Origin of the sequence: Halomonas cibimaris (assembly GCF_039537045.1) — a bacterium.
Lineage (GTDB): Bacteria > Pseudomonadota > Gammaproteobacteria > Pseudomonadales > Halomonadaceae > Vreelandella > Vreelandella cibimaris.
In genome coordinates this window covers 22598-49592 of sequence record NZ_BAAAZT010000074.1, presented here as the reverse complement: position 1 = coordinate 49592, position 26995 = coordinate 22598, and the positions used below count along the sequence as shown (strand labels likewise).

Here is a 26995-nt window from a genome sequence, read left to right as displayed (position 1 = left end):
TAGCTATTGTTTTGCCTTGCGTTTGTCATCGACTACCCAGCGCCCGCCCTCGAAGGTGGCTTTCCAGCCCGTAGCTTTGCCCCCTTCATCACTCATCACAAACTGCGCTTTGTTCTTGCGCGAAAAGCGGACCTGCGCCGGCCGGCCGTCAGGGTCTTCGTCGGGCGCATCGAGAATGAAACGGTATTTTTCCGGCAGCTCATCGGCATGCGCCTTGAGCTCTTTGACCAGAGGCGGGCGCGTTTCGCGGTTTTTGGGAAACTGGCTTGCCGCCATAAAAAGCCCGCTGGCACCGTCGCGCAGCACGTAGTGATCGTCGACTTTCTGGCAGGCAAGCTCCGGCATGGCAATCGGATCCATCTTGGGCGGGGCCACCTCGCCGCTGCGCAGCAGTTTGCGGGTGTTTTTGCATTCGCTGTTGGTACAGCCGAAATACTTGCCGAAGCGTCCGGACTTCAGCTGCATCTCGGCGCCGCATTTATCGCATTCGATCACCGGCCCTTCATAGCCTTTGATCTTGAATTTGCCGCTTTCGATTTCATAGCCCGAACAGTCCGGGCTATTGCCACAAACGTGCAGCTTGCGCGCCTCGTCGATCAGGTAGCTGTCCATGGCCGTTTCACAGACCGGGCAGCGGCGCTTGGCGCGCAGCGCATCGGTTTCGGCGTCTTCGCCGGCATCGGCGGCCACGGCTTCTTCACCGGGAAGCAGGTCAATCGTGGTCTTGCAGCGCTCCTTGGGCGGCAGATTATAGCCGCTGCAGCCCAAAAAAACGCCGGTGGACGCCGTACGAATCTGCATGTGGCGAGCACATTTTGGGCAGGCAATCTCAGTGGGCACCGGCTGGTTGGGGCGCATGCCGTCTTCGCTTTCGGCGCGGGCCAGTTCTTGGCGAAATTCGCCGTAAAAAGCGTCCAGCAGCGCACGCCAGTTGCGCTCACCTTCCGCTACGTCGTCCAGCTCATCTTCCATGCGCGCCGTGAACGAATAGTCCATCAGATCGGGAAACGACTCCTTGAGCCGCTCGGTGACGATATCGCCGAGCTTTTCGGCATAGAAGCGCCGGCTTTCCAGCTTGACGTAGCCGCGATCCTGAATCGTGGAGATAATCGCCGCGTAGGTCGACGGCCGGCCAATGCCCTGCTTTTCCAGCTCCTTGACCAGAGCCGCTTCGGTATAGCGCGCCGGCGGCTTGGTGAAATGCTGCTGCGGGTCGAGCGCATCCAGGGTCATCGCCGTGCCCTCGGGCAAATCCGGCAGGTGCTGGTCTTCGTGCTTGCCGCTTGGCGGCATCACCCGGGTAAAGCCGTCAAACTTGAGCACTCGGCCCTTGGCACGCAGCGCATAGCCGTCAACGTCGATGCTCAGGGTGCTGGAAAGATACTCGGCCGGCGTCATCTGACAGGCCACGAACTGCCGCCAGATCAGCTCATAGAGGCGTTCGGCGTCGCGCTCCATGCCGGACAGATCCGCAGCCCGGCGCGCCACGCTTGAGGGGCGAATCGCCTCATGGGCCTCCTGGGCGCTTTCCTTGCTGGCATAGCGGTTGGCCGTCTCCGGCAGGTAGCGCTCGCCGTATTCGTCACGGATAAAATCGCGCGCGCCGGCCACCGCCTCGTTGGACAAGTTGGTGGAATCGGTACGCATGTAGGTGATGTAGCCGGCTTCATACAGCCGCTGGGCCATGGTCATGGTCTTTTTCACCGAAAAGCCCAGCCGCCCGCTGGCCGCCTGCTGCAGCGTCGAGGTGATAAAGGGCGCGTTGGGTCTGGAGCGCGTAGGTTTGTCTTCCCGGGCGGTAATCGCCAGATCGGCGCTTTTGAGCCCGGCAATACGTTCAAGCGTCTCGCTTTCGGTGGCAGGGCGAAACGCTTTGCCGTGCTGGCGCGCCAGCACAAAGCGCACCGCTTCGCCCTCGGGGGTGACCAGATCGGCATGAACGTCCCAGAACTCTTCGGGAATAAACGCGCGGATTTCGCGCTCGCGCTCAACGATCAGGCGCATCGCCACCGACTGCACCCGCCCGGCGGAAAGCCCGCGGGCCACCTTGGCCCACAAAAGCGGCGAGAGCATAAAGCCCACTACGCGGTCGAGAAAGCGCCGCGCCTGCTGTGCTTCAACGCGCGGAATGTTCAGCGTACCCGGCGCCTTGAACGCGTCCTGTATGGCGTTTTTGGTGATTTCGTTGAACACCACGCGCTTGTAGCGGTTTTCATCGCCGCCGATGGTCTCGCGCAGGTGCCAGGCAATGGCCTCGCCTTCGCGGTCCAGATCCGTCGCCAGGTAGACGGCGTCGGCGTTGGCGGCCAGCTTTTTCAGCTCGGCCACGACCTTTTCCTTGCCCGGCAAAATCTCGTACTGAGCGTCCCAGCCGTTATCCGGATCAATCCCCATGCGCCGGATCAGCTGGGTATGCGCCTTGCGCTTTTTATGCGCCACCTTTTCTTCTGCGGACATCTTGCGGGTCAACGCCGCCTGGCGCGCCCGCTCCTTCGGGTCCGCAGCGGGTTTGCCCGAGCCGCTGGTCGGCAGGTCACGAATGTGACCCACGCTCGACTTGACGATAAAATCGCGGCCGAGATATTTGTTGATCGTCTTCGCCTTGGCCGGCGACTCAACGATGACCAGTGACTTGCCCATAGTGCTCCACTTAATACGATGCCGACAAACATGAAACGGCGGTTAAACAGGCGTATCGCGCTGTCTGGCACTTTTGCGCGAGTGAAAAAATGCGCCTACCCTAACCCACGCCCCAACGAAGCGCTAGCCCCGCAAGCGGCATTTGTCCTGCTGCCTGCAGCGGCCCGGGCCAGGGCATGCACGTCTTTCACCGGCGTCACGCGTACAGGGAAATATCGTACGCGCCTGTAGCTATGTTACATTAGGCGGATTGATCGACGTATCCATCGACGAGCCGACGCCCCCCACTGAGTTTTGGCGGTTTGGCGCGTCACCGCACAGTAGAGGCTGTTTTCCGTTATGAGCAACGATACCTCACAGCGCGTACAAAGCGGCGAAAAGTTCCGCAACGAGCGCGGCATGTCAGTCATCAAAGACGGGATCAAACAGCGCAAAACGGCGAGTGATTCCGCAACCGCCGAAAGCGCCTCGCTGGCACGCAAGCCCAAGTGGCTACGCGCCCGCATTCCCGGCGGCGAGCGCTTTGATGCGGTCAGGAAAAACGTTGCCAAGCATCGTTTAAGCACCGTATGCGCCGAATCCCACTGCCCCAACCTGGGCGAGTGCTGGAGCAACGGCACGGCGACCATCATGCTCATGGGGTCGGTTTGCACCCGAGCCTGTCGCTTCTGCGCGGTGGATACCGGCAATCCGCAAGGGTGGCTCGACGCCGAAGAGCCGGCCAACACCGCCGAGTCCGTAGAGCTGATGGGGCTGCGCTATATCGTGCTGACCTCGGTGGACCGTGACGATCTCGACGACGGCGGTGCCGGCCACTACGCCAGCTGCATCCGCGCCATCAAAGAGCGCACCCCCGAGGTCGTAGTAGAGGCCCTGACGCCGGACTTCGACGCTGATCCCACCGCGATCGAGCACGTAGTGGATGCAGGCCTTGAAGTGTTCGCCCAAAACGTAGAGACCGTCGAGCGGCTGACCGAACGGGTGCGCGACCCTCGTGCCGGCTACCGCAAGACGCTGGACGTGCTGGCACATGCCAAGCGCCATCGCCCGGACATTATTACCAAGACCAGCATCATGCTGGGGCTGGGCGAGACCGACGAGGAAATCCTGCAGACCTTCGACGACCTGCGTGCGATCGGCGTGGATATCGTCACTCTCGGCCAGTACCTGCGCCCGACCCAGAACCACCTGCCGGTAGAGCGCTGGGTAACGCCCGAAGAGTTTGAAAACTACCGCCAGCTGGGGCTGGAAAAAGGCTTCATGGAAGTGCCGTCCGGCCCGCTGGTGCGCTCAAGCTACCGCGCCGACCGGGTATTTGAAAAAAACAACCTGGGACTTGCCTCCCCGGCGGCGGTGCCCGGCCAAAAAGCCGGCGGCGACGACAACCTGATTGCGGTGCAAAGCGTCGGCTAACCGGCGATACCGCCTGCCCCGATCAGCACAAGGGCCGCCGTGAAAACGGCGGCCCTTTTTTTAAGGTCAGCCCATATCTCTTTAAGGTCGTCAGCTAAGGTCAGCGCATACCTCGCAACGCCGCTCAGGCAGGCACCAGCGGGCGCTGAATGCGCGCTGCCAGCGCCGCGGCCAGCCGCTCGCCGACGCCTTGCGCATCGACATCGCGCGCGAGCAGCGCAGCCAGCCTTGCCATGGGCATCCCCGCATAGCCGCAGGGATTGATGCGCGAAAACGGCGCCAGATCAACGTCGACGTTCAACGCCACGCCGTGATAGCTCGACCCGCGCCGAATACGCAGGCCCAGAGAGGCGATTTTAGCCTCTTCGCCGCGATCGTCGATGACATACACCCCGGGGGCGTCCGGCCGGGCACGCGCGGCGATGCCGTCGTCGGCGAGCACGTCGATCACCGCGTTTTCCAGCGCGGTGACCAGCTGGCGCACGCCGAGCCCCGCGCGACGCACGTCGATCAGCGGATAAAGCACGACCTGGCCGGGGCCGTGATAGGTCACCTGGCCGCCGCGATCGGTCTGGACCACGGGAATATCGCCGGGCATCAGCAAATGCTCGGCCTTACCCGCCTGCCCCTGGGTAAACACCGGGTCGTGCTCGACAAGCCAGAACTGATCCGGCGTCTGCGCGTCGCGCTTATCGGTCAGCTCGCGCATGGCCTCCCACACCGGCAGGTAGGCGCGCCGCCCCAGACGGTGCAGCCGCACAGGGGGCCGGGCAGTGCTTGCATCGCTCATGCTATACCACCATGTGCACGCGGCCGGTCGCCTTAAGATCGTCAAACAGCGCCTTGAGCTGCGCCTCGCCGGTGGCCCTGATGCTCAAGCGCACCGACTGAAAGCGGCCGTTGCGGCTGTCAATCACTTTGACACGGGCGGCGTTGAAGTCGGGGTCGTGGCCCTTCACCACCTCGCAGACCGCGGTGGCAAAGTCCGGTGCCGCATCGCCGACCACCTTGACCGGGTAGTCGCACGGGAAGGTGATTTTGGGAGGGTTGTTCTCCGCTTTCGGGCGCAAATCACGAAACGACCGGTTACCGCCTGGCTGCATGGTGTCCTCCTGGCATACGTTGCGAAACGACACTGATAAAACGGCTCAGCCCGTAAAACGGCTCAGCAGGCCGCTGAAAAAGCGCTTGACCTGATCAAACAGACGCTTGAAGAAGCCGCCCTCTTCCACGTCCTCAAGGGCCACCAGCGTACGCGTACCCACGACCTGGTCGCCCAGCATCACCTCAAGCGTGCCTACGTCGGCCCCCATGGTGACAGGAGCATTCAGATCGCCGGACACATCCAGCCGAGCGCGCAGCTCCTGGCTACGGTTGCGCGGCAGCGTCATGCTGACGTCGCTGTCCACGCCTACGCGCACCTTGTCGCTCTCTCCGCCCCAGATGCGCGGCGAAGCCAGTACGGCGCCCCGCTCGTAGAGATGGCGGGTTTCATAAAAGCGAAAGCCGTAGCTGAGCAGCTTTTGGGTTTCCTGCACCCGGGCTTCTTCCGACTTGGCGCCCATCACCACCGAAATCAAACGCATATCGTCGCGCTTGGCCGACGACACCAAGCAGTAGCCGGCGGCGTCTGTCCAGCCGGTTTTCAGCCCGTCCGCCGAGGGGTCACGCCATAGCAGGCGATTGCGGTTGGGCTGCTCGATGCCGCCGTAGCTGAACTGGCGCTCGGAGTACATTTTATAGTGCTCGGGATAGTCGTTGACGATGTGGCGGGTCAGCTTGGCCAGATCGCGCGCGCTGGAGTAGTGCCCCTCCACCGGCAGGCCGGTGGCGTTTTTGAAATGGGTGTTGTCCATGCCCAGCCGGGCCGCGTGCTGGTTCATCAGGTCGGCAAACTGCGCCTCGCCGCCGGCCAGATGTTCAGCCATGGCGACGCTTGCGTCGTTGCCCGAGACGATCACAATGCCGTGCAACAGCTTTTTTACCGCTACCTGGTTGCCCACTTCGATAAACATCTTCGAGCCGCCGGTACGCCAGGCTTTTTCGCTGACGCTGACCTTGTCGTCCGGGCGGATGCTGCCCTGATTGAGCTCACGCTCAACCAGATACGCCGTCATCAGCTTGGTCAGGCTCGCCGGAGGCAGGCGCTTGTCGGCATTGTGCTGGGCAAGCACGTGGCCGCTGTTGGCGTCCATCAAAATCCAGGAGCTGGCGGCAAGCCGGGGCGCGGCCGGAATCAGCGTCTGCGGCTGCGGCGCCGTCTGGGCCTCGGCCGGTACCCAACTAAAGGCCAGCGTCACCGCCGCCGCCAAAGCCACTGCCGCCGCCCGCAAGCGGCGTGCCGAACGCCCAGCGGCGTCGAAAGAAAAGTTCGTTACCAACGCTTTCATCACATGATTTCTCGTATAAAACATTCAACAACGGCAAGGCGGGCACTATACGCCGCTTACGCCCGGGACGCATTATCGCACGATAAACGCCCGGGGAAAGCCTGCCCGGCGCAAGGCGGCGCGCAGCGTTTTGTCGTCAACGCCGGGGGCGATGGGCCCTACCTGCACCCGATGCACACCGTTGCCCCGGGCAATTCGCACGCGCTGCTCAAGCTCGTCTTGCAAACGGCGCTTGAGCTTTTGTGCCCCCGTGCGGCTTTCCAGCGCCGCTACCTGCCAATAGGTGCCGCCCTGTGACGCAGCGGGCACGGCAGCGCTGCTCGGCGCCGGGTCAACGGCTTGCGTGCTTTTTTGCTGTGCCGACCAGGTCTCCGGATCAATGGCTTCCACCCTGACCCGGCCCGTACCGTGATCCAGCAGATCCAGCCGCGCAGCCGCGGCATAGGAGAGATCAATGATCCGATCGCTGTGAAACGGCCCGCGATCGTTGACGCGCACAATGACCGACTGTTCCGTGCCCACCCGGGTCACCCGGGCAAACGTCGGCAGCGGCAGCGAACGGTGGGCCGCGCTCATGCGGTACATGTCGTAAATTTCACCGCTGGATGTGGCATAGCCGTGGAACTTCTTGCCATACCAGGACGCGGTGCCCACCTCGTCGTAGCCGGTCGCATCGGGCAGCACCCGGTAGCTTTTGCCCCATACCGTGTAGGTTGCCTTGTTGCCCGCCCGGGAGCGCAGCTGCGCGCGCGGTACGGCATCGGGCACCTGCGAGACATCCGGCGGGTCCAGCGGATAGGCGTCGGCGTTCATGGCATAGCGCCCGCCGCTACCGGCCGTGCCGGCGTCCGGCTCGGCATCGAAAGCCGCAGTACGCGGGCTTGGCCCGGCACAGCCGGCCATGATCAGCAGCGCGCAAACAGCGCCTGCCAACGCCAAAAAACGGGAGAATACGGCAAGGCGCCGTACAAAAACGCGCTGTCTCATGCCGGCTCCTCATCTTCCGGGAAGGGCCGGGGGAGCGCAGCAATGGCCCGGGCCAGCTCGGCCACCGCCATCGCATACAGGTGGCTGTGGTTGTAGCGTGTGATCACGTAAAAGTTGTAGCCGCCCAGGCGATACTGCGGCGCGCCGTCGGGCATGTTCAGGCGCAGCGCCACGATACGCCGGTCGGCATACTGGATCTGTGTGGCCAGCGCACCGCCTGGCAGATACAAGCCGGCGGCAGCGGCCTCGCCCAGCGTCAGCTGCGGGGCGGTGGTCTGGTTGAAGGCGATCGCCTCGGGCGGCGTGGCAGGCCCCAGCGCCAGCTGATAAATCGCCGCCCCCGGGCGCCAGCCGTGCTCGGCAAAGTAGTGGGCCACGCTGCCGATGGCGTCCACCGGGTTGTGCCACAGGTCGCGCCGGCCGTCGTCGTCGAAATCCACAGCGTAGGCATCATAGCTGGTGGGAATAAACTGCGGGTAGCCCATGGCCCCGGCGTAGGAGCCCATCAGCGCCCCCGGATCCTTGCCCTGCTCATGGGCCAGGCGCAGAAAAGCGGCCAGCTCGCCGCGAAAGAATTCACCGCGGCTGGGGTGCTCAAACGCAAGCGTTGCCAGCGAATCCAGCACCCGATGGCTGCCTTTGTAGCGGCCGTAGAAGGTCTCCACGCCGATAATGGCGGCGATAACCTCCGGCGGCACGCCGTATTCGTCGCGGGCCTTGTTCAGCGCGTCACGGTGCTCGCTGATGAACGCAGCCCCTTGTTCAATGCGCTCATCGGTGAGAAAAATCGCGCGATATTCGGGCCATTCAAGGCGGCGCTCGGCGGCGCCGGACATGGCGTCAAGCACCTGCTGGCTGTGGCGTGCCCGGCTCAGCGTTTCGACCAGATAGTCCCGGGGCAGCCCCTGTTCGCTGAGCTCATCTACCAGCGCGGCGGCCTGGCTGCCCGGACGCGCCGGATCAAAATCCACGGCGGCGCGGGCGTTGCCCGCAAGGCCCGCCCCGCTTGCCAGCATGACGCCGGCCACCGTGGCACAGGCCGCGGCCCACCCCTTGAGCCGTCGCTGAATGGCGTTGTACAGCATGTCTGCCTCCTGGGATCAGCGCGGCAGCAGCCGGCGATGAGCGTGAATGGACATGAGAATACCGAACCCTGCCAGCAGCGTCACGCTGGACGTCCCGCCGTAGCTGATCAGCGGCAGCGGCACCCCCACCACGGGCAGAATGCCGCTGACCATACCCACATTCACGAATACGTAGATGAAAAAAGTAAGGATAATGCTGCCGGCCACCAGCCGGCCGAAGGTATCCTGGGCGCCGGCGGCCAGCCACAGCCCGCGGCAGACAATCACCAGATAAAGCGCCAGCAGTGCAACCATGCCCACCAGGCCAAACTCTTCGCCCAGCACAGCGATGATGAAGTCGGTATGGCGCTCGGGCAGAAACTCAAGCTGGGACTGGGTGCCCTGAAACCAGCCTTTGCCCCAAACGCCGCCGCTGCCGATGGCCGTCGTCGACTGAATGATGTTCCAACCGGCCCCCAGCGGGTCGCTTTCCGGGTTCAAAAACGTCAGCACGCGCTGGCGCTGATAGGACTGCAGGTTGATCCACAAAAGCGGCAGCGCCGCTGCCAACAGCAGCGCAAACATACCGATCAGCCGCCAGGAGAGCCCGGCCAGCAGCACCACGATCAGCGCCGCACTGGCAACCAGAATGGACGTGCCCAGATCGGGCTGCATGGCGATCAGCACCACCGGCACGCCGATAATCAGCGCACAGACCGTGAGATGGCGCAGCCGCGGAGGAATGCCCGTGTGCCCCAGGTAGGCGGCCACCATCAGCGGCGTGGCGAGCTTCATCATTTCCGAAGGCTGAAAGCGCACCACCCCGGGAATTTCCAGCCAGCGCTGGGCGCCCATGCCGATATCGCCCACCAGCTCCACCGCGATCAGCATGGCAACGCCCGCCCCGTAGGCCAGCGGCGCCCAGCGGAAAAACGTCGCGGGGGAAAACTGGGCCAGCACGGCCATAACCGCAAACGCCACGCCAAAGCGCAGCGCCTGGGCCATAACCGTATCACCGCGCTGCCCCGAGGCGCTGTACAGCACCAGCAGCCCCGCACCGACCAGCAGCAGCAAAAGGACCAGCAGCCACGGGTCCAGGTGCAGATTTTCCCACAGGCTTTTGCGCCGCGACATGCCGCTGTCCGGCGGGCGTACAGGATGGCGATTGAGCAAACGCGACAGCGTGGCCCGGGGCATGGCTAGCGCTCCTCTGTGCGGCGGCGAGCGGTGGCGGCTGAGTCGCCTGCGGTATCGTCGCTGTCATCTTCACCGGGCATATGGCCCTGCTCCAGCAGCCAGGCATCGGTCATTGCCCGCGCCAGATGGGCCGCGTGGGTGCTGCCGCCGCCGGCGTTTTCCACAATCACCGCAACGGCAATCTGCGGATCGTCGACGGGGGCAAAGGCAATAAACAGCGCGTGGTCGCGCAGCCGCTCGGCCAGCTCCTCGGCGTTATAGCGTTCGTCCTGGCCCAGCGAGAACACCTGGGCGGTGCCCGACTTGCCGGCCATACGGTATTGCAATCCTTTGCCGGTGCGCCGGGCCGTACCTTCACGGCCGCTCAGCACTTTTTCCATGCCGTTGAACACAGCGTCCCAGCCGTCGGGGTCGGAAAGCGCAATATCTTCAGGCGTGCCGGGCAATTCATCGGGCAGGGGCGCATCGCCGATTTTGCGCGCCAGGTGCGGTTTGACCCAGTCGCCCTTGTTGGCAAGCGTCGCCGTGGCCGTGGCCAGCTGTAGCGGCGTCAGCTGCAAATAGCCCTGGCCGATGCCCACCGACAGCGTTTCGCCGGGATACCAGGGCTGATTGTAGCGCTTGCGCTTCCATTCCCGGGACGGCAGCAGCCCCCGGCTTTCGCCCTGAACGTCGTGAGCCACGCGCTGGCCCAGGCCAAACGCCGCCAGCTGGCGCTGCAGCCGGTCGATCCCCAGGTCGTGGGCCAGCGAATAGTAGTAGGTGTTGTTGGATACCGCCAAAGAGCGCTCCATGTCCACCTTGCCATGCCCCCAGCGCAGCCAGTTGCGGTAGCGGCGCGAGTCGTTGGGCAGTTTGAAATAGCCCGGATCGTGGATGACTTTTTCCGGTGTGATCACGCCTTCGCGCAGCCCGGCAATCGCCACGAACGGCTTGATCGTCGAGCCGGTGGGATACTGGCCGCGAATTGCACGGTTGAAAAGCGGCAGATCGATATCCTGCTGCAGCGCCCGGTAGGAGGCGACATCAATGCCGGTGACAAACTGATTGGTGTCAAACCCCGGCGCCGAGGCCATGGCGAGAATATCGCCGCTTTCCGGCTGAATGGCGACAATCGAGCCGCGCCGGCCGTCCAGCAGCTCAAGCGCCAGCTGCTGCATGTCGGTATCCAGGGTCAGCGTCAGGTTCTTGCCCGGCACCGGGTCCTGGCGCCCCAGCTCGCGCAGCACGCGCCCCCGGGCGTTGGTTTCTACCTTGCGCAGCCCGGCCTCACCGTGAAGGGCGTCTTCGTAAAAGCGCTCAATGCCGGTTTTGCCGATAAAATGGGTGCCGGCGTAGCGCCCGGTGTCCAGCTTTTTGAGCTCCTCGGCGTTGATGCGCCCCACATAGCCCAGCGCATGGGACATAATGCGGGCGTAGGGATAGTAGCGCAGAAGCTGCGCTTCGATCTCGACGCCGGGCAGCCGGTGGCGATTGACCGCCAGCCGGGCGATCTGCGCCTGGGTCAGATCACTCATCAAAAGCGCCGGCTGAAAGGGGCGCTGACGCTGGCGGGAGCGCTTTTTAAACGCCGCGACGTCCTCTTCGGGAAGATCCAAAAGACTCACCAGCCGTTCAAGGGTCCGGTCCAGATCGTCAACGCGTTCGCGCACCAACGTCAGGTTGTAGGTCGGTCGATTTTCCGCCAGCAGCACGCCGTCGCGGTCGTAAATCAGCCCGCGGGTCGGCGGCAGCGGTTCCACGCGCACGCGATTGCTTTCCGAGCGGGTGCTGTACTTGTCGTGCTCGATGACCTGCAGATAGACCAGCCGGCTGGCCAAAAGCCCCGTCAGCACCATAACCACCGCCAGCGCCAGCAGCGCCCGGGCGCGAAAAATGCGCAGCTCCTGTTCGGTGTTTTTCAGCGTATCAAGACGCGGCGGCATGGCAGCAGGTCACGGTTACACAAGGAAAAAACAATCGAAAAACCCCCGGCTTTTGCGGATGATCGCGCCGACGCGCGCCGGCGGCGCCGCATCAGCGGTGGTACGGATGGCCGACCATCAGCGTCCAGGCGCGATACAGCTGCTCGGCCAGCATCACCCGCACCAACGGATGCGGCAGCGTCAAGGGAGAGATCGACCAGGCGCTTTCGGCCCGGGCCGAGAGCGCCGGATCCAGACCATCCGGCCCGCCTACCAGCAGCGCAATATCGCGCCCCTGCATGCGCCAGCCTTGCGCTTGGCAGGCCAGTTCAGCGGTCGTCCAGGGCTTGCCGTTTACCTCCAGCGCGATGAGGTGCTCGCCGCCTTTCAAGCGCTCGTCAATACGCCGCGCTTCTTGCTTTCGGGCCTTGTCGGCCGATGTGTTCTTGCCGCGCCGGGCCGGGGCAATCTCTTCGATTTCCAGCGCAAAATCCCGCGGCAGGCGTTTACGGTAGGTCGCCACCCCTTCTTCCACCCAGCCGGGCATGCGCGTGCCCACGGCCAGCAAACGCAGCTTCACCGACTGGCCTGCGGTTCTTCCACGCGCTCGCGCAGCTGCTCCACGCTGCCCTCGGCGGGCAGATCGGCCCACAGGCGCTCCAGGTCGTAGAGCGTGCGCGCCTCGGGGAGCATCACGTGCACCACCACGTCGCCCAGATCCACCAGCACCCAGTCGGCGCTGTTGCCGCCTTCAACGCCGCGCGGATGAAGTCCCTGAGCCTTGGCTTTTTCCACCACGTTTTGCGCCAGCGCCGCCAGGTGGCGCGTGGAAGTGGCGCTGGCAATCAGCATCACGTCGGTTACGTCGGTGAGCTTGGCCACGTCAAGGGTGCTGACGTCCCGGGCCTTGAGTTCTTCCAGCGCGTCAAGCGCCATCTGTTTTAGTGTCTCAATGTGCAACTGCCAACTCCGTTGGAAAGCGTATAAAAGCCGGCTATTGTAACGGCTTTAGGCGCGACTGCCAGCGCTATTCGCCCGTGCGATCGTCGCTTGGAGCGGCGCTTGGCTGATAGAGCCGCCGGATCACGGCGGCACGTTCCACCGCCTCGGGCAGCAGATAGCGCACGCTTTGCCCGTGCTGCAGCCGGTGGCGTATGTCAGTGGCGGAAATCGCCATGCGCGACGGCAGCGTTACCCGCAAAAGCCCGCCGCCGGGACTTTGCATCAGCGTCTCGGGGTCTGCGACCTCACGCGTACCGATGAGTTCCCGCAGCCGGGGAGAATCCGCCGGAGCATAGCCCGGGCGCGCCACCACCACGATATGCGCCAGCGCAAACAGCCGCTCGGGTGCGTGCCAGTCGGCCAGCCGGGCAAAGGCGTCCTGGCCCAGCGCCATGACCAGCCGCGCTTCCGGGCCGTATTCGGCACGCAGCTCCGCCAGGGTGTCGGCGCTGTAGGAAGGCCCGGTACGAGACAGCTCGCGCCCGTCGGCGTAAAGCCCGGGCGTATCGCCGATGCCGGCTTCAAGCAGCGCCAGACGCGCCTTAGCGGGTACCTGCGGCCGCCCGCGCAGGGGCGGCTGGGGAGCCGGAATCATGTGCAGCCGGTCAAGCGCCAGCGCCTCGTGCAGCTCCACGGCGCTGCGCAGATGGCCCAGATGCACCGGATCGAAGGTGCCGCCCAGCATGCCGATGCGCGGCGCGCGGCGCTCGGATGCGGCAGCGTCACGCAGGCCAGCACTCATGGGCATCTCCTATTGGCGAACATGGCCGTCACCGAACACCACGTACTTGCGCGTGGTCAAGCCCTCAAGCCCTACCGGCCCCCGGGCGTGGAGCTTGTCGGTGGAAATGCCGATTTCCGCGCCCAGCCCGTATTCGGTGCCGTCGGCAAAGCGCGTGGAGGCGTTGACCATTACCGAGCTGGAATCCACCTCGGCCATGAAGCGCCGGGCAAGGCTATAGTCCTGGGTGACGATGGTGTCGGTATGCTGGGAGCCGTAGCGCTCGATGTGTGCCGTGGCCTCGTCCATGCCGTCCACCACCTTGATCGCCAGTACCGGGGCGAGATATTCCTCGGCCCAGTCGGCATCAAGGGCCGGGGTAATGTCGCCGAGCACTTCGCGGGTGCGCTCGCAGCCGCGCAGCTCCACGCCGTGCTCGGCAAAGCGCTCGGCCAGCGCCGGCAGCAGCGAGCCTGCCACGGGCGCATCCACCAGCAGGGTCTCCATGGTGTTGCAGGTGCCGTAGCGCTGGGTCTTGGCATTGATCGCAATTGCCAGCGCCTTGTCGGCGTCGGCGGTGGCGTCGATGTAGACGTGGCACACGCCGTCCAGGTGCTTGATCACCGGCACCCGGGCCTCCCGGGAGATGCGCTCGATCAGCGACTTGCCGCCGCGCGGAATGATTACGTCGACGTAGTCGGGCATGCAAATCAGCTCGCCCACGGCGGCGCGGTCGGTAGTGGCCACTACCTGCACCGTGCCCGCGGGCAGGCCGGCGTCCTGAAGCCCGGCCTTGAGGCATTCGCTGAGTGCAGCGTTGGAGGCTCGGGCCTCGGAGCCGCCGCGCAGGATGCAGGCGTTGCCGGATTTCAAACACAGGCTGGCGGCTTCCACCGTGACGTTGGGCCGGGACTCGAAAATGATTCCGATCACGCCCAGCGGCACGCGCATCTGCCCGACCTGAATGCCGCTGGGCCGGGCGCGCAGGCCGTCGAGCTCGCCGACCGGGTCGGGCAGGGCTGCGACCTGATGCAGCCCGTCGATCATGGCGTCGATACGCGCCTCGGTCAGCGCCAGACGATCCAGCAGGGCATCGTCGAGGCCGGCTTCCCGGCCGCGCTGCATATCTTCAGCGTTGGCGGCAAGCACGGCTTGGCGCGCACGGTCCAGCCGCTCGGCCATGGCCTTGAGCGCCCGGTTCTTGCGCCCGGTATCGGCGCGGCGCAGGTGCTTTGCGGCTTGCCGGGCCGCCTGCCCCAGCGCCTGCATGTAAGCGGCAATATCGGTGGTGTCGTGTAATGCGGGGGAATGGCTCATACCTTGCTCCGTGTCGTCCACAATCGTTGATCACTTTTCAGCCTGCCGTTTTCAGCCTGCTTCAGCGGCCGGGACGGATCTGGTAACGTGCGCGGGTAATGCGCATGCCCACGCGGCACCGCCATCGCATCCGCCGGGTGCAAACGCCGCCCGTGGCCCAACGGTAAAGCATAAGCCACCATGCAAAACAAATACAAAGTCCATCCTTTGCGGGCCAACCTGCTGGCCGTTGCCGTCGCGCTTGTGCTCTGGACCCCGGCCGCGCCGCCGGCGGCCGCGCTCATGCTGTGGGTCAGCGTGGGCTGGCTTTTCATCACCGCACTGCTTTTGGACTTCAGCCACCGGCACAGCCGCGGCGGGCTGCCCTGGCAGCTGCTGCCCGGCGCGCTACTGGTGGGCCTGGTGGCCGCCGCGCCCCAGCGCCACATGCTGCTGGTGTGGGCTTGGGTGGCGCTGTTCATGCTGCCCCAGCCTCACTGGGTCGCCGCCTTTAACCTGAGCGGCATGCTGCTGAGCATGGCGATGATTCTACCGCGGCTGGGCCTGCCTACCGGGACGCTGATGCTTTGCACCCTGATCATTCTGTGCCTGGTGGCCATGTCCCGGGCGCGCCAGCTGACGCTGATCAACGGTGATATCCTCAAGCGTCTGCGCCTGATGCCCGGTATCAATTTCTGGGCCCGAGAGCAGCTGCTGCGCGATCTCCAGCGAGAAGCGGTGCGCTGCGAGCGCGAATCCATTCACGGTGAGCTGATACTGTTCCATGTCCGACGCCGCCAGCTGTGGCCGCTGGCCCAGCGGCTGTGCCATCTGCTCTACGACTTTGAAAACGCATACCGCTTTGACACCCGCACGCTCGCGGTAATACTGCTTTCGCGCTCGCCGCACGAGGGGGCACAGCGGCGCCGGCGGCTGACCCAGGCGTTCCCCGATAACGCCGTCAGCCAATACGTCACGCTTGCCGATGTGCGCCTGGAGCCGCTGGATCTCCAGGCGCTCAGCGATAGCATTCCCTGTCGATCCGGCAACGCCGCGGAAACGCCGTGATGCAGCATCATATTTCGCACCGCTTGATGACCCTGGCGTTTGCCGCCAGCACCGCGCTCATGGGGCTCTATGCCGGCTGGCACTACGCCATGGGCGACTACGTTGCCCTGTTCACGCCGCTTTTCATGATGCTGGTGCTGCTGGCGGCACTGCTGCTGCACGTCTACCGCTCGCCTTCGCCGTACCTGCCGCGCCTTATATTGCTGCTGGCGACCTATCTAACAATGCTGGCCGCGATCTGGCATCCGCCGGATATCTCGCTGGTATGGCTGGGCCTGCCGCTTGCCGCCACCTTTCTTCTGCTGCCGCTTTGGGCAGCGCTTGCCATTACTGTGCTGCTGGCACCGGTATGGTGGCTCACTCCGCTGGCAAACGCCCCGGCCAGCTGGATCATGGGGTTTCTGGTCACCGCTTTGCTGCTGGCGCTGCCGCGTCTGGAGCACGCCCGGCGGCAAGCCCTGCTGCGGGCCACCGATCCTCACGACGCTGAATGCGATGCCTTTCACATCGAGGCCCTGCACCGGCGGCTGCGCAGCGAGCATCAGCGTGCGCTGGTGCTCAATCGTCATCTGGCGGTGCTGGTCATCCACTTGCCTCAGCTCGATATGGCCGGCGAACAGTTTGGCCACCGCGCTCAGACGGCGCTGCTGGCCACGCTGTGCGACGAGGTGCACCACCAGTGCCGAGGCTACGACGTGCTGGGGCGCGCAGCGCCGGCAACGTTCTGGCTGGCCTTGCCCCACACCAGCGAAAGCGGTGCGCTGCTGGTACAAGAGCGCCTAATGCGCGGGCTGTCTCGCCGCATCCCGGTGGAAACCGGCCGGCTGGAAGCGCGCATCGGCATTTGCCTGCTGGGAAACGAAGAAAGCATTGATGCGTTTCTCCAACGCTTGGCCCACCGCGGCGAAACGCTGTCTGCCCCGCCGGAAGCGCTATAGGAACAAACCCGCAAGGCTATTTCCGCGCAAGACCATCCCAGCGCAAGACTATTCCAGCGCAAGACTATTCCAGCGCAAGACTAGCCCAGCGCCAGCCATAGCCCCACGCCTGCCATCAGCGCCGCGGAAACCCGGTTGAGCAGCCGCACGCCGGCCCCTCGCGACAGCAGCCGTCGCAGGGTTTTACCGCCGGTGGCGTAGAGCACAAGACAGGCAAACTCGATAGTTAGAATCACCGCCACTAGTATGGCCAGCTGCGGCCCCAGCGCCCGGCTGTCATCCAGAAACGGCGGCAGCAGCACCATCAGAAATGCCCAGCCCTTGGGGTTGGCCACCGCGGTGACCAAGCCCTGCACAAAAAGCGGGCCGCGCCCCGCCCGCACGCCCTGATCCAGTCCTTCAGGAATTGCCATGCGCCCGCGCGAGCGCCACATCATCACGCCCAGATAGATCAGGTACGCCCCGCCCAGCCACTTGAACACCGCGAATACGCCCGGAGTCTTGAGCATCAGCGCGGCCACGCCGACACCGGCCGCCACGGCCACCAGCCCCACGCCCAGAAGCTCGCCGAGCATCATCCACAGCGTACGCTTCACGCCCTGGGTCATGCCCAGCACCATGGCCAGCGTCATGCACATGCCCGGCGTCAGCGATACCAGCAAAAAGGTCGGCACAAACACCGACAGCGTAGCGGGGGACAGCATAAAGGCTCCTGGTCAGTGCGGCGGCTCGCCGGCCTCGCCCCAGCGCGGCATCAGCGCATGCTCGATGCCCAGCTGGTTGAGAATGCGCGCGACGATAAAATCCACCAGATCGTCGATGCTTTGCGGGCGGTGATAAAAGCCGGGGGCCGCGGGCAGAATCACCGCGCCAAGCCGGGAAAGCGTGAGCATGTGCTCCAGATGAATCGGCGAAAACGGGCTTTCCCGGGGCACCATCACCAGCCGGCGGCGCTCCTTGAGGGCCACGTCCGCGGCGCGCTCGATGAGATTGTTGCTCGCCCCGGTGGCCACCGCCGACAGCGTGCCGGTGGAGCACGGGCAGATCACCATGCTGGAAGGCGCCCCGGAGCCCGAGGCCACCGGCGCCATCCAGTCTTCTCGACCGAAACAGCGGAGCTGGCCCTCGGCGGCGCCGCTGCGCTCGGCAAGCGCATCCACCAGCCGCCCGGGAGCGGCAGGCAGCGCAGCGTCGGTTTCGGTGGCAATCACCATGTGCGCCGCCTTGGAAATCATCACCCAGACTTCGTGGCCGGCCGCCACCAGCACATCGATCAGACGCAGGGCATACTGCGCGCCGGAAGCGCCGGTCAGCGCCACGGTCACCGGCGGCTTGAAGCCGGCCGTCTCGTTTTCTGCCCCGCTCATGCCCGGCTCCCCGCATGGGCGCGCTCAAGGGCGTCCAGCAGCCGCTGGTGAATGCCGCCAAAGCCGCCGTTGGACATCACCACGATGCGGTCTCCGGCCTCGGCGCGGCTGACCACGGCCGCCACCAGCGCGTCGATGTCGTCGTGCAGGCTGGCCCGTTCGCCCTGGGGGGCAATCAGCGAGGCAAGCGACCAGCCAAGCTTTGCCGGCTGGTACCAGAACGCATGATCGGCGCTTGCGACACTTGCGTTGAGCTGCGCTTTGAGCGCGCCCAGACGCATGGTGTTGGAGCGCGGCTCGATCACCGCCAGCAGCCGGCCTCGGGCCGTGGCGGCGCGCAGGCCGGAAAGCGTCGCGGCAATGGCTGTGGGGTGGTGGGCAAAGTCGTCGATCACCTGAACGCCGGCGACCTCGCCGCGCACTTCCTGACGCCGGTGCGGGTTCTCAAAACGCGCAAGCGCGGCACAGCCGCGCGCCAGGTCCACCCCGCAGGCGTGCGCCGCGGCCAGTGCGCCAAGCGCGTTATAGGCGTTGTATTCGCCGGTCAGCGACCATTCCACCACGGCGTCGTCGCCGTCTTCCACCGCGTGGGTTACGGCAAAGCGGCTGGCGTCGGCGTGCTCAAGGGCCAGCTGCCATTCGCTGGCGTTTGCGTCTTCCTTTGCCGCCTTGCCAAAGCGTGCCACCGGCGTCCACACGCCCTGGGCAAGCGCCCGCTCAAGGGCCGGCTGGCCGTTTGCCACCAGAATCTTGCCGTTTCCCGGCACGGTGCGCACCAGGTGATGAAACTGGCGCTCGATGGCGGCCAGATCAGAAAAAATATCCGCGTGATCAAATTCAAGATTGTTGAGCACGGCAATGTTGGGCCGGTAGTGAACGAACTTCGAGCGCTTGTCGAAAAACGCCGTGTCGTATTCGTCGGCCTCCACCACAAAGGGCGCATCAGCCCCGCCAAGCCTGGCCGACACGCCGAAGTTGCGCGGCACCCCGCCGATTAAAAAGCCCGGATTCTGCCCTGCACTTTCCAAAAGCCACGCCAGCATACTGGCCGTGGTGGTCTTGCCGTGCGTGCCGGCCACGGCGATGACGTTTCTGCCGGGCAAAACATGCTCGCCGAGCCACTGAGCCCCCGAAGTATACGCCAGCCCGCGGTTGAGCACGGCTTCCACCTCCGGGTTGCCCCGAGACAGCGCGTTGCCCACCACAACCAGCGCAGGCGCGCTGCCCGTAGCGGCGTCCAGATTCTCCGCGCCGTAGCCTTCCTGCAGGGCAATGCCGGCGTTTTTCAGCTGGGTGCTCATGGGCGGATAGACGTTGGCGTCCGAGCCGCTGACCCGGTAGCCCCGCTCCCGGGCGAGCAGCGCCAGGCTGCCCATGAAAGTGCCGCAGATGCCGATGATATGCAGATGCACGGTAGTCATGCCCTCCTGAAAATAACCCGTGTACGGCCGGCGTTGGCCGCCTTGGCAGCCGCGCGTGGACGGCGGCAAAGCCTAGCATGGCGTGGCCGGGGCTCACAGCGATGTGACAAACGCCGCTGCGTGCGTCACGATGGCCGGCACTACGCGCCGGTCAACGGCGTTTTCCTCCGCTGTTTTTTTACCTTTGCTGTTAAGGAAGGCCCATGCGTATTCTGATTCGCTACTTTTTTCGCGGCGTGCGGCTTTTGCTCGCGCCGGTGATGCTTGTTTCCGAGAAACTCTCCACGCCCAAGGCGGTGGAGCGCTCCGAGGCCGAGCAGGCCAAGGTCGATCGCGCCTGCGAAAAGCTCGCGCTGTATCAGTTTCGCACCTGCCCGTTTTGCATCAAGGTGCGCAAGGAAATGGCGCGGCTAGGGCTTGACATCGAGCGCCGCGACGCCCAGCTCGACCCGGCCCACAAGCAGGCGCTCAAGGAAGGCGGCGGGCGCGTCAAGGTGCCTTGTCTGCGCATCGAAAACGACGATCAAAGCGTTGAATGGCTGTACGAATCCGACGACATCAACGCCTATCTCAACCGCCGCTTCGGCGCGGCCTGAGACCTTGGCCGGCGGCGGCCGGCCGCCTTCATTCGGCGGATGAATACCCCCTGTCATTATTTCGATTGTACCGCTGGCGTGCTCGGCCAACAATCAACGACGCTACCGTCGTTATAAAGCGCTACCAACAACAACCACAGAGACTTTCCGCCATGACCGTGACTTGCACGCCCCGCGTCAACAAGACGCTGATCGCCGCCGCCGTTGCCGCCGCTTTTGCCGGCGGTGCGCTAAACGCCGCCGCCCAGGAAGATATCACGCTGCGCATGGCCTACGACGCCGACCCGGTGTCGCTGGACATCCACGAGCAGCTCTCCGGGGGCATCATGCAGCTGTCCCACCTTTTGTTCGACCCGCTGGTGCGCTGGGACCAGTCGCTGAACTTCGAGCCCCGCCTGGCCAGCGACTGGGAGCAGATCGATGACACCACCATGCGCATGTCGCTGCGCGAAGGCGTCACCTTTCACAGCGGCAACCCGTTTACCGCCAAGGACGTGGTCTGGACCATTGAGCGGCTGAAGCAAAGCCCGGACTACAAGGCCATCTTTGCTCCCATTGAGCGCGCCGAGATCGTTGACGAGCATACCGTCGAGATCCACACGACCAAGCCCTACCCGCTGCTGCTGAACCTGGCGACCTACATCTTCCCCATGGACAGCCGGTTCTACTCCGGCAGCGCGCCGGACGGCGACCCGAAAGACGAAATCGTCAAAAACGGCAACTCCTACGCCTCTTCCAACGTCTCCGGTACCGGCCCGTTCACCGTCACCGAGCGCCAGCAGGGCGTGCGCACCGAGTTTGCCCGCAACGCTGACTACTGGGATGAAAGCTCGCCGGGCAACGTCGACAACCTCGTGCTGACGCCCATCAGCGAAAACGCCACCCGTGTGGCCGCACTGCTCTCCGGCGACGTGGACTTCATCGCCCCGGTGCCGCCCAACGATCTGGAACGCGTGCGCCAAAGCGACGACGCCAAGCTGGTCACCATGTCCGGCACGCGCATCATCATGCTGCACATGAACCAGCAGCGCGTAGAGGCCTTTGAAGACCCGCGGGTGCGCAAGGCCTTTGCCTACGCCGTCAACCAAAAGGGCATCGCCGACCGGCTGATGAAAGGCTTCGCCACCCCGGCCGCTCAGATGTCGCCGGAAGGCTACGTGGGCCACGTGGACTCGCTCAATCCGCGCTACGACGTCGCCAGGGCCAAGGAGCTCATGGCTGATGCCGGCTACGCCGACGGCTTTGACATCACCATGATGGCGCCCAACAACCGCTACGTGAACGACGCCAAGATCGCCCAGGCGGTCGCCGCGATGCTGGCCCGCATCAACGTCGACGTGGACCTCAAGACCCTGCCCAAGGCCCAGTACTGGGGCGAGTTTGACGATCGCGCCGCGGACATGATGCTGATCGGCTGGCACGCCGACACCGAAGACAGCGCCAACTTCCACGAGTATCTCACCGCCTGCCCCGACGCCGACACCGGCGCCGGCCAGTACAACGCCGGCAACTACTGCAACCCGGAGCTGGACAAGCTGGTCAAGGAAGCCAACCAGGAAATCGACCTGGAAAAGCGCGCCGCGATGCTCCAGCAGGTCGAACAGACGCTGTACGACGACGCCGCTTTCGTGCCGCTTCACTGGCAGGATCTGGCCTGGGCTTCCGCGCCCAGTGCTCAAATCGAGCCGGTGCTCAACGTCATGAACTTCCCCTATCTGGGAGATCTGGTGGTCAACGCCGACGCGGAATAACCCCGCCGTCTGACCGCCCTGTCTGACCCGCTTGATGACGCGCCCCGCTCGGGGCGCGTTGCTTCCCTGTTGCCGCTACGGGATATTTTTCATGATCGCTTTTCTGATCAAGCGCCTTTTTCACGCGCTGCTGGTGATGTTTGTCATCAGCATCATTGCCTTCGCCATTCAGGACAACCTGGGCGACCCGATCCAGCAGCTGGTGGGCCAGTCGGTCCCCGAAAGCGAGCGCGAGGCGCTGCGCGAGGAGTTCGGGCTGAACGATCCGTTCTTGACCCAGTACCTGCGCTTTGCCGGCAACGCGCTGCAGTTCGACTTCGGCTACTCCTACGTGTTCAACCAGCCCACCACCGAGGTTATCGCCCGCCACCTGCCGGCGACTCTGGAGCTGGTGGCCGCCTCGACGTTTTTGATCATTGCGCTGTCGATTCCCATCGGCGTGTACAGCGCGATCAAACCCAAGGCCTGGCTGACGCGCTTTTTCATGAGCGTGTCGATTGTGGGCATCTCCATTCCGGTGTTTCTCACCGCCATTGTGCTGATCCAGCTGTTTGCCATCGGCGTGAGCGTCTCGCCCTTCCCGGCGGATACCGGCTGGGGCGCCTGGCTCAACGACGTACTCTCCACCGAAGGCGGCATGCCGGCCTACGGCCGCGGCGATCCGGTGCCCGTGTTCGGCACCTGGGAGACCAACTTCGCAAGCCTCGACGGCCTGACCTATCTGGTGCTGCCGGCGGTGTCGCTTGCCTCCATTATGCTGCCGCTGTTTATCCGCCTGATACGGGCGGAAATGCTGGAAGTGCTGCAGTCCGAGTACGTCAAGTTTGCCCGGGCCAAGGGCATCTCCATGCGCCGCATCTACTTTTTGCACGCGCTGAAAAACACCATGCTGCCGGTGATCACCGTAGGCGGGGTGCAGATCGGCACCCTGGTGGCCTACACCATTCTCACCGAGACGGTGTTCCAGTGGCCGGGCATGGGGCTGATGTTTCTTAACGCCATCCAGCGCTCGGATATTCCGCTGATCGTCACCTACCTGATGATCGTGGGCCTGATTTTCGTGATCACCAATACCCTGGTCGATCTGATCTACGGCCTGGTCAACCCCACCGTCAAACTCACAGGGAAACCCGCATGAGCCAGCCGACACCGACTCCCGAATCCCGGGCAGATGCCGCGCCGGCGCTACCCGGCCGCTGGGAACGCTTTCGCGATTCCTATCTGCTCTACAGCTTCAAGCGCGACGTCATCGCCCAGCTGAGCCTGGTAGTATTCATCGCGCTGGTGGCCATCGCCGTCTTCGCCCCCTGGCTTGCGCCGATGAACCCTTACGATCTGGCCCAGATCGACATTCTGGCATCAGAGCTTCCGCCCTTCTGGGTCGACGGCAGCGACCCGGCCTATCTGCTGGGCACCGACGCCCAGGGCCGGGACATGCTATCGACGATTCTCTACGGCGCCCGGGTCTCGCTGGTGATCGGCTTTGGCGCGGTAGCGCTGCAGGCGATTCTCGGCGTCACCTTCGGCCTGATGGCCGGCTATCTGGGCGGGCGCATCGACGCCTTTTTGATGCGCCTGGCGGATATTCAGCTGTCGTTTTCCACCCTGATGGTGGCGATCATCGTCGGCGCGCTGGTCAAGGCGGTGTTCGGCGGGGCGACGTTCAGCACCTACGCCGTGCCGCTTTTGGTGGTGATTATCGGGCTGGCCGAATGGCCCCAGTACGCGCGCACCGTGCGCGCCTCGGTGCTGGCGGAGAAAAACAAGGAGTACGTCGACGCCGCCCGGGTCATGGGGCTCAAAAGCCGGCGCATCATGTTTCGCCACGTTTTGCCCAATACGCTGTCGCCGATATTTGTGATTTCCACGGTGCAGATTGCCAACGCGATCATTTCCGAAGCCGCGCTTTCGTTTCTCGGCCTTGGCATGCCGGAAACGCACCCGTCGCTTGGTTCTTTGATCAAGGCCGGCTTTGACTACATTCAGTCCGGCTCCTGGTGGATCACGCTGATCCCCGGCGCGGTGCTGGTGGTGCTGGTGCTGTCGATCAACCTGCTGGGCGACTGGCTGCGCGACGTGATGAATCCGCGCTTGTACAAAGGCTAAGTCGACAAGGGCTAAAAGCACAAAGGCTAGAACAACAAGGGCTGAAAACACTATGGCACTGCTGGAAGTCAACCATCTCGACGTTCGCTTCGCCCTGCGCAAGGGCGAGGTGCGCGCCCTGCGCGACGTCAACTTTACCCTGGAGCGCGGCGAGCGGCTGGGCATCGTCGGCGAGTCCGGCGCGGGCAAATCCGTGGCCGCCTTTTCACTTTTGAACCTGATCGCCAAGCCCGGCTTTATCGCCGGCGGCGAGGTCACCTTCGAAGGCAAGACGCTCAACCACATGAGCGAGCGCGGCCTGCGCAAGGTGCGCGGCAACCGCATCTCGATGATCTTTCAGGACCCGATGATGACGCTCAACCCGGTGCTGTCCATCGGCGAGCAGATGGTCGAGTCGCTCAAGGCGCACCGGCGCATCAATACCAAAGCCGCACGCGAGATCGCGCTTGATCGGCTGCGCCAGGTGCAGATCCCCTCGCCGGAGGCGCGGCTCGATCAGTACCCCCACGAGCTTTCCGGGGGCATGCGCCAGCGCGTGATCATCGCCATCGCGCTGCTGCTCGACCCCGACATCATCATCGCCGACGAGCCCACCACCGCGCTTGACGTGACCATTCAGGCGGAGATCATGGCGCTTCTGCTCAACCTTTGCGAAGAGCACAACGTCGGGCTGATTTTGATCACCCATGACCTGGGCGTGGTCAGCCAGGTCACCCAGCGCATGCTGGTGATGTACGCCGGCCGGGTAATCGAACAGGGGCCGACCCGAGAAATCATCAACGACCCCCAGCACCCCTACACCCAGGGGCTGATCAACGCCCTGCCGCAGATGGCCACACCGGGCGAGCCGCTCAACCAGATTCGCGGCAGCATGCCGTCGCTTTCCAATCTGCCCGGCGGCTGCGCGTTTCATCCGCGCTGCGACTTTATTCGCCGTGCCGACGGCGAGGTGCGTCCGGCCTGCGTAGAACAGGTGCCGGGCTTTACGCACTCGGGCAATTGCCGCGTGGCCTGCCACATGGTCGCGGAACTGCAGCAGGACCGCCGCACGAAGGAGGAAGGCCAATGAGCGCCCCCGCATCCCGCATTCCCGCCGTTGCGCATGCCGAAACGGCCCAGACCTCCGCGACGGCCCGGCCAAGCGAAACGCTGCTGGAAATTCGCGATCTGGAAAAACACTTCTCGCTTTCCGGCGATTTTCTCGACCAGCTCAAGTTCAAGGGCGGCAAGCTCATCCGCGAGCAGAAGTTTGTCCACGCCATCAACGGCGTCAACCTCAACATCCAGCGCGGCGAGGCGCTGTGCGTGGTGGGCGAGTCCGGCTGCGGCAAGTCCACCGTGGCGCGTACGGTGATGGGGCTTTTGCACCCCTCCGCCGGGGAGATCCGCTACGACGGCACGCGCATCGACAACCTTGATACCAAAGCGCTGATGCCGTTTCGCCGGCGCATGCAGATGATCTTTCAAAACCCCTACGCCTCGCTCAACCCGCGCATGACCATCCAGCAAACGCTGGAAGAGCCCGTGCGCCTGCACCACCCCGACTGGAGCCGCCAACAGGTGGCCGACCAGGTGGAGCGGGTGATGGCCTCGGTGGGCATCGACCCGGACTGGGGCAAGCGCTTCGGCCACGAGTTTTCCGGCGGCCAGCGCCAGCGCATCGCCATCGCCCGGGCGCTGGCGGTGGACCCTGAGTTTATCGTCGCCGACGAGCCCATCTCGGCGCTGGACGTGTCCATCCAGGCCCAGGTGCTCAACCTGCTGATGGACGCCCAGCGCGAACGCGGGCTGACGTATCTGTTCATCACCCACGATCTGGCCGTGGTGGAGCACTTCGGCACTCGCGTGGCGGTGATGTATCTGGGCACGGTATGCGAAATCGCCGACACCGCCACGCTGTTTGCTCGGCCGCGCCACCCCTACACCCAGGCGCTGCTCTCGGCGATTCCGCGCCTCGACGACGACGGCCCCCGCCACATCCGCCTGGAAGGCGAGGTGCCCACGCCGGTCAACCTGCCCTCGGGCTGCGTGTTCCACGGCCGCTGCCCCTACGCCAACGCCCGCTGCAAGGCCGAAGTGCCCGCGCTCATCACACAGGATGACGGCGTGCGCGTGGCGTGTCACGCTGTAGAGGAAGGACGCCTTCAGGCGGCCGAAGATTCCTGACGGGCAGAGCAGACTATGGAAATACGCTGGCTGGAAGACTTTATTGCGCTGGCCCGAACGCGGCATTTCTCCCGCGCCGCCGATGAGCAGCATGTCTCCCAGCCGACGTTTTCCCGACGTATCAGGCTGCTGGAAGAGGAAATGGGCGCCACGCTGATCAACCGCCAGACCCTGCCGCTATCGCTGACCGCCGAGGGCGAGGCGTTTCTCGCGCTGTGTGAAAAAACCACCGAAGGCGTGCGCCTGACCCGGGAGCGCATTCGCGATATCAGCGCCGGGCACGAGCGGCGCATCAGCGTGGCCGCCCCGCAAAGTCTGCTGGCGCATTTCTTCCCCGACTGGCTTGCCATCAACGGGCTGGAAGGCCGCATGCAGCCTGACCTGCGCGCTACCGGCTGGGCGGCGGCGGACTACTTCAAAGCGCTCAACCGCGGCGAATGCGACCTGGCGCTGTGCTACTGGCCGCTTGCGCGCTGCGACCTGGAGCTGGATACCCGGACGTGTCGCTACCGCACCGTCGGCCATGAGCGCTTGATCGCGGTCAGCGCGCCCACCTCTGCCGGTACGCCCTGCTTTACTCTGCCTGCCAGCCGCGAAGCGCCGGTGCCGTGGTTTGCCTACCCCCGGCTCGGGCTTTTGGGTGCAGCACTGCACACCCACCTGGCACGGCTGCCCGAAGCGCCGGGGCTGGCGGTCAAAAACCAGGACCTCTACGTGACCAGCATCAAAGAGCTGGTGATGCTGGGCTACGGCATCGGCTGGCTGCCCGAGCGCGCCATACGCCAGGCGCTTTATGCCAACACCCTGGTGCGCGCCGGCGACACCCGCTGGGATGTACCGCTGGCGCTCAGGCTGTATCGTCACCAGCACCACCATCATGCCGAGCTCGACACTATCTGGAATGCGCTGCCCCAGGCCAGCCCGCCCCCCTGATCTTTTGGTGTCAACGGCGTATCCCTGTCACCCAC

25 protein-coding genes are annotated in these 26995 nt (G+C 64.5%); 10 read left to right on the top strand and 15 right to left on the bottom strand.

Features of this window, described 5'->3' with window-relative positions; all coding sequences use genetic code 11:
- Nucleotides 1-3: 3 nt before the first annotated feature.
- Entirely contained in the window at nt 4-2640 is a 2637-nt protein-coding gene (gene topA, locus ABD654_RS09325; RefSeq protein ID WP_344704547.1) for a type I DNA topoisomerase, read from the bottom strand.
- A 339-nt stretch (nt 2641-2979) separates the two neighbouring features.
- On the opposite strand from topA, the gene lipA reads away from it, so the two are divergent.
- Nucleotides 2980-4053 (top strand): lipoyl synthase, encoded by a 1074-nt coding sequence (gene lipA / locus ABD654_RS09320; protein WP_344704545.1) that lies wholly within the window; start codon nt 2980-2982, stop codon nt 4051-4053.
- Between the two features lie 124 nt (nt 4054-4177).
- Here the strand turns inward: lipA and lipB are convergent, their stop codons facing one another.
- The 11 genes from lipB to ABD654_RS09265 all read right to left on the bottom strand — a co-directional run bounded on the left by lipB (nt 4178) and on the right by ABD654_RS09265 (nt 14635).
- The gene (gene lipB / locus ABD654_RS09315; protein WP_344704543.1) at nt 4178-4843 is read right to left on the bottom strand and encodes a lipoyl(octanoyl) transferase LipB; all 666 of its coding nucleotides are present in this window, start codon (nt 4841-4843) and stop codon (nt 4178-4180) included.
- A gap of 1 nt (nt 4844) precedes the next feature.
- Nucleotides 4845-5156 (bottom strand): HP0495 family protein, encoded by a 312-nt coding sequence (locus tag ABD654_RS09310; protein ID WP_344704541.1) that lies wholly within the window; start codon nt 5154-5156, stop codon nt 4845-4847.
- A 45-nt stretch (nt 5157-5201) separates the two neighbouring features.
- On the bottom strand, nt 5202-6443 hold the full coding sequence (locus ABD654_RS09305) for a D-alanyl-D-alanine carboxypeptidase family protein (RefSeq protein WP_344704539.1): 1242 nt from the start codon (nt 6441-6443) through the stop codon (nt 5202-5204).
- Nucleotides 6444-6515: 72 nt separating this feature from the next.
- The gene (locus ABD654_RS09300; protein WP_344704537.1) at nt 6516-7430 is read right to left on the bottom strand and encodes a septal ring lytic transglycosylase RlpA family protein; all 915 of its coding nucleotides are present in this window, start codon (nt 7428-7430) and stop codon (nt 6516-6518) included.
- Nucleotides 7427-8515 carry a lytic murein transglycosylase B gene (gene mltB, locus ABD654_RS09295; RefSeq protein ID WP_425552754.1) on the bottom strand — a complete coding sequence of 363 codons (1089 nt, stop codon included), beginning with the start codon at nt 8513-8515 and terminating at the stop codon, nt 7427-7429. The genes ABD654_RS09300 and mltB overlap by 4 nt, the downstream gene beginning before the upstream one ends.
- Before the next feature lie 15 nt (nt 8516-8530).
- Nucleotides 8531-9691, bottom strand: a complete 1161-nt coding sequence (rodA, locus tag ABD654_RS09290; RefSeq protein ID WP_344704535.1) for a rod shape-determining protein RodA — start codon at nt 9689-9691, stop codon at nt 8531-8533.
- A 2-nt stretch (nt 9692-9693) separates the two neighbouring features.
- Nucleotides 9694-11616, bottom strand: coding sequence for a penicillin-binding protein 2 (gene mrdA / locus ABD654_RS09285; protein WP_344704533.1), 1923 nt, complete (start codon nt 11614-11616; stop codon nt 9694-9696).
- A 91-nt stretch (nt 11617-11707) separates the two neighbouring features.
- On the bottom strand, nt 11708-12175 hold the full coding sequence (gene rlmH / locus ABD654_RS09280) for a 23S rRNA (pseudouridine(1915)-N(3))-methyltransferase RlmH (RefSeq protein ID WP_344704531.1): 468 nt from the start codon (nt 12173-12175) through the stop codon (nt 11708-11710).
- Complete coding sequence (gene rsfS / locus ABD654_RS09275) at nt 12172-12555, bottom strand: ribosome silencing factor (protein WP_344704529.1); 384 nt, start codon at nt 12553-12555, stop codon at nt 12172-12174. The genes rlmH and rsfS overlap by 4 nt, the downstream gene beginning before the upstream one ends.
- A gap of 67 nt (nt 12556-12622) precedes the next feature.
- Nucleotides 12623-13339 carry a nicotinate-nucleotide adenylyltransferase gene (gene nadD / locus ABD654_RS09270; RefSeq protein WP_344704527.1) on the bottom strand — a complete coding sequence of 239 codons (717 nt, stop codon included), beginning with the start codon at nt 13337-13339 and terminating at the stop codon, nt 12623-12625.
- A gap of 9 nt (nt 13340-13348) precedes the next feature.
- Nucleotides 13349-14635: a glutamate-5-semialdehyde dehydrogenase gene (locus ABD654_RS09265; RefSeq protein ID WP_344704525.1), complete on the bottom strand. Its 1287-nt coding sequence runs from the start codon at nt 14633-14635 to the stop codon at nt 13349-13351.
- Between the two features lie 180 nt (nt 14636-14815).
- On the opposite strand from ABD654_RS09265, the gene ABD654_RS09260 reads away from it, so the two are divergent.
- Both ABD654_RS09260 and ABD654_RS09255 read left to right on the top strand, forming a co-directional pair.
- The gene (locus ABD654_RS09260; RefSeq protein ID WP_344704523.1) at nt 14816-15682 is read left to right on the top strand and encodes a hypothetical protein; all 867 of its coding nucleotides are present in this window, start codon (nt 14816-14818) and stop codon (nt 15680-15682) included.
- Complete coding sequence (locus tag ABD654_RS09255; protein ID WP_344704521.1) at nt 15682-16620, top strand: GGDEF domain-containing protein; 939 nt, start codon at nt 15682-15684, stop codon at nt 16618-16620. Before ABD654_RS09260 ends, ABD654_RS09255 begins: the two co-directional genes overlap by 1 nt.
- A gap of 80 nt (nt 16621-16700) precedes the next feature.
- On the opposite strand, the gene ABD654_RS09250 is transcribed toward ABD654_RS09255, so the two are convergent.
- Genes ABD654_RS09250 through mpl form a run of 3 tightly spaced genes read right to left on the bottom strand, consistent with a single transcriptional unit; the run spans nt 16701 to nt 19399 of the window.
- On the bottom strand, nt 16701-17324 hold the full coding sequence (locus tag ABD654_RS09250; RefSeq protein ID WP_344704519.1) for a LysE family translocator: 624 nt from the start codon (nt 17322-17324) through the stop codon (nt 16701-16703).
- Nucleotides 17325-17336: 12 nt separating this feature from the next.
- Nucleotides 17337-17987, bottom strand: a complete 651-nt coding sequence (locus ABD654_RS09245) for a flavin prenyltransferase UbiX (protein ID WP_344704517.1) — start codon at nt 17985-17987, stop codon at nt 17337-17339.
- The gene (gene mpl, locus ABD654_RS09240; protein ID WP_344704673.1) at nt 17984-19399 is read right to left on the bottom strand and encodes a UDP-N-acetylmuramate:L-alanyl-gamma-D-glutamyl-meso-diaminopimelate ligase; all 1416 of its coding nucleotides are present in this window, start codon (nt 19397-19399) and stop codon (nt 17984-17986) included. The genes ABD654_RS09245 and mpl overlap by 4 nt, the downstream gene beginning before the upstream one ends.
- Before the next feature lie 212 nt (nt 19400-19611).
- Here mpl and ABD654_RS09235 point away from each other — a divergent pair, with 212 nt between their 5' ends.
- The 7 genes from ABD654_RS09235 (at nt 19612) to ABD654_RS09205 (ending at nt 26960) form a co-directional block, all read left to right on the top strand.
- A complete protein-coding gene (locus tag ABD654_RS09235) occupies nt 19612-20004 on the top strand; it encodes a glutaredoxin family protein (RefSeq protein ID WP_344704515.1) in 393 nt (130 codons plus the stop codon).
- Between the two features lie 152 nt (nt 20005-20156).
- Nucleotides 20157-21755, top strand: a complete 1599-nt coding sequence (locus tag ABD654_RS09230) for an ABC transporter substrate-binding protein (protein WP_344704513.1) — start codon at nt 20157-20159, stop codon at nt 21753-21755.
- Nucleotides 21756-21846: 91 nt separating this feature from the next.
- On the top strand, nt 21847-22893 hold the full coding sequence (locus ABD654_RS09225) for an ABC transporter permease (RefSeq protein ID WP_344704511.1): 1047 nt from the start codon (nt 21847-21849) through the stop codon (nt 22891-22893).
- Nucleotides 22890-23861, top strand: a complete 972-nt coding sequence (locus ABD654_RS09220) for an ABC transporter permease (RefSeq protein ID WP_344704509.1) — start codon at nt 22890-22892, stop codon at nt 23859-23861. Before ABD654_RS09225 ends, ABD654_RS09220 begins: the two co-directional genes overlap by 4 nt.
- A 52-nt stretch (nt 23862-23913) precedes the next feature.
- Nucleotides 23914-24930: an ABC transporter ATP-binding protein gene (locus tag ABD654_RS09215; protein WP_344704507.1), complete on the top strand. Its 1017-nt coding sequence runs from the start codon at nt 23914-23916 to the stop codon at nt 24928-24930.
- The gene (locus ABD654_RS09210; RefSeq protein WP_344704505.1) at nt 24927-26027 is read left to right on the top strand and encodes an ABC transporter ATP-binding protein; all 1101 of its coding nucleotides are present in this window, start codon (nt 24927-24929) and stop codon (nt 26025-26027) included. Before ABD654_RS09215 ends, ABD654_RS09210 begins: the two co-directional genes overlap by 4 nt.
- A gap of 15 nt (nt 26028-26042) precedes the next feature.
- Nucleotides 26043-26960, top strand: a complete 918-nt coding sequence (locus tag ABD654_RS09205) for a LysR family transcriptional regulator (protein ID WP_344704503.1) — start codon at nt 26043-26045, stop codon at nt 26958-26960.
- Nucleotides 26961-26995: the final 35 nt, after the last annotated feature.

Bases quoted from the DNA above. Each gene is read 5' to 3' on its own strand.
- ABD654_RS09210 (WP_344704505.1), top strand. From the start codon at position 24,927: ATGAGCGCCCCCGCATCCCGCATTCCCGCCGTTGCGCATGCCGAAACG.
- ABD654_RS09245 (WP_344704517.1), bottom strand. From the start codon at position 17,987: ATGAGCGGGGCAGAAAACGAGACGGCCGGCTTCAAGCCGCCGGTGACC.
- ABD654_RS09250 (WP_344704519.1), bottom strand. From the start codon at position 17,324: ATGCTGTCCCCCGCTACGCTGTCGGTGTTTGTGCCGACCTTTTTGCTG.
- lipB (WP_344704543.1), bottom strand. From the start codon at position 4,843: ATGAGCGATGCAAGCACTGCCCGGCCCCCTGTGCGGCTGCACCGTCTG.
- ABD654_RS09220 (WP_344704509.1), top strand. From the start codon at position 22,890: ATGAGCCAGCCGACACCGACTCCCGAATCCCGGGCAGATGCCGCGCCG.
- topA (WP_344704547.1), bottom strand. From the start codon at position 2,640: ATGGGCAAGTCACTGGTCATCGTTGAGTCGCCGGCCAAGGCGAAGACG.
- ABD654_RS09230 (WP_344704513.1), top strand. From the start codon at position 20,157: ATGACCGTGACTTGCACGCCCCGCGTCAACAAGACGCTGATCGCCGCC.
- ABD654_RS09305 (WP_344704539.1), bottom strand. From the start codon at position 6,443: ATGAAAGCGTTGGTAACGAACTTTTCTTTCGACGCCGCTGGGCGTTCG.
- ABD654_RS09225 (WP_344704511.1), top strand. From the start codon at position 21,847: ATGATCGCTTTTCTGATCAAGCGCCTTTTTCACGCGCTGCTGGTGATG.
- ABD654_RS09215 (WP_344704507.1), top strand. From the start codon at position 23,914: ATGGCACTGCTGGAAGTCAACCATCTCGACGTTCGCTTCGCCCTGCGC.
- mltB (WP_425552754.1), bottom strand. From the start codon at position 8,515: ATGCTGTACAACGCCATTCAGCGACGGCTCAAGGGGTGGGCCGCGGCC.
- ABD654_RS09235 (WP_344704515.1), top strand. From the start codon at position 19,612: ATGCGTATTCTGATTCGCTACTTTTTTCGCGGCGTGCGGCTTTTGCTC.
- ABD654_RS09265 (WP_344704525.1), bottom strand. From the start codon at position 14,635: ATGAGCCATTCCCCCGCATTACACGACACCACCGATATTGCCGCTTAC.
- ABD654_RS09260 (WP_344704523.1), top strand. From the start codon at position 14,816: ATGCAAAACAAATACAAAGTCCATCCTTTGCGGGCCAACCTGCTGGCC.
- ABD654_RS09205 (WP_344704503.1), top strand. From the start codon at position 26,043: ATGGAAATACGCTGGCTGGAAGACTTTATTGCGCTGGCCCGAACGCGG.
- rodA (WP_344704535.1), bottom strand. From the start codon at position 9,691: ATGCCCCGGGCCACGCTGTCGCGTTTGCTCAATCGCCATCCTGTACGC.
- nadD (WP_344704527.1), bottom strand. From the start codon at position 13,339: ATGAGTGCTGGCCTGCGTGACGCTGCCGCATCCGAGCGCCGCGCGCCG.
- ABD654_RS09310 (WP_344704541.1), bottom strand. From the start codon at position 5,156: ATGCAGCCAGGCGGTAACCGGTCGTTTCGTGATTTGCGCCCGAAAGCG.
- ABD654_RS09255 (WP_344704521.1), top strand. From the start codon at position 15,682: ATGCAGCATCATATTTCGCACCGCTTGATGACCCTGGCGTTTGCCGCC.
- ABD654_RS09300 (WP_344704537.1), bottom strand. From the start codon at position 7,430: ATGAGACAGCGCGTTTTTGTACGGCGCCTTGCCGTATTCTCCCGTTTT.
- mrdA (WP_344704533.1), bottom strand. From the start codon at position 11,616: ATGCCGCCGCGTCTTGATACGCTGAAAAACACCGAACAGGAGCTGCGC.
- lipA (WP_344704545.1), top strand. From the start codon at position 2,980: ATGAGCAACGATACCTCACAGCGCGTACAAAGCGGCGAAAAGTTCCGC.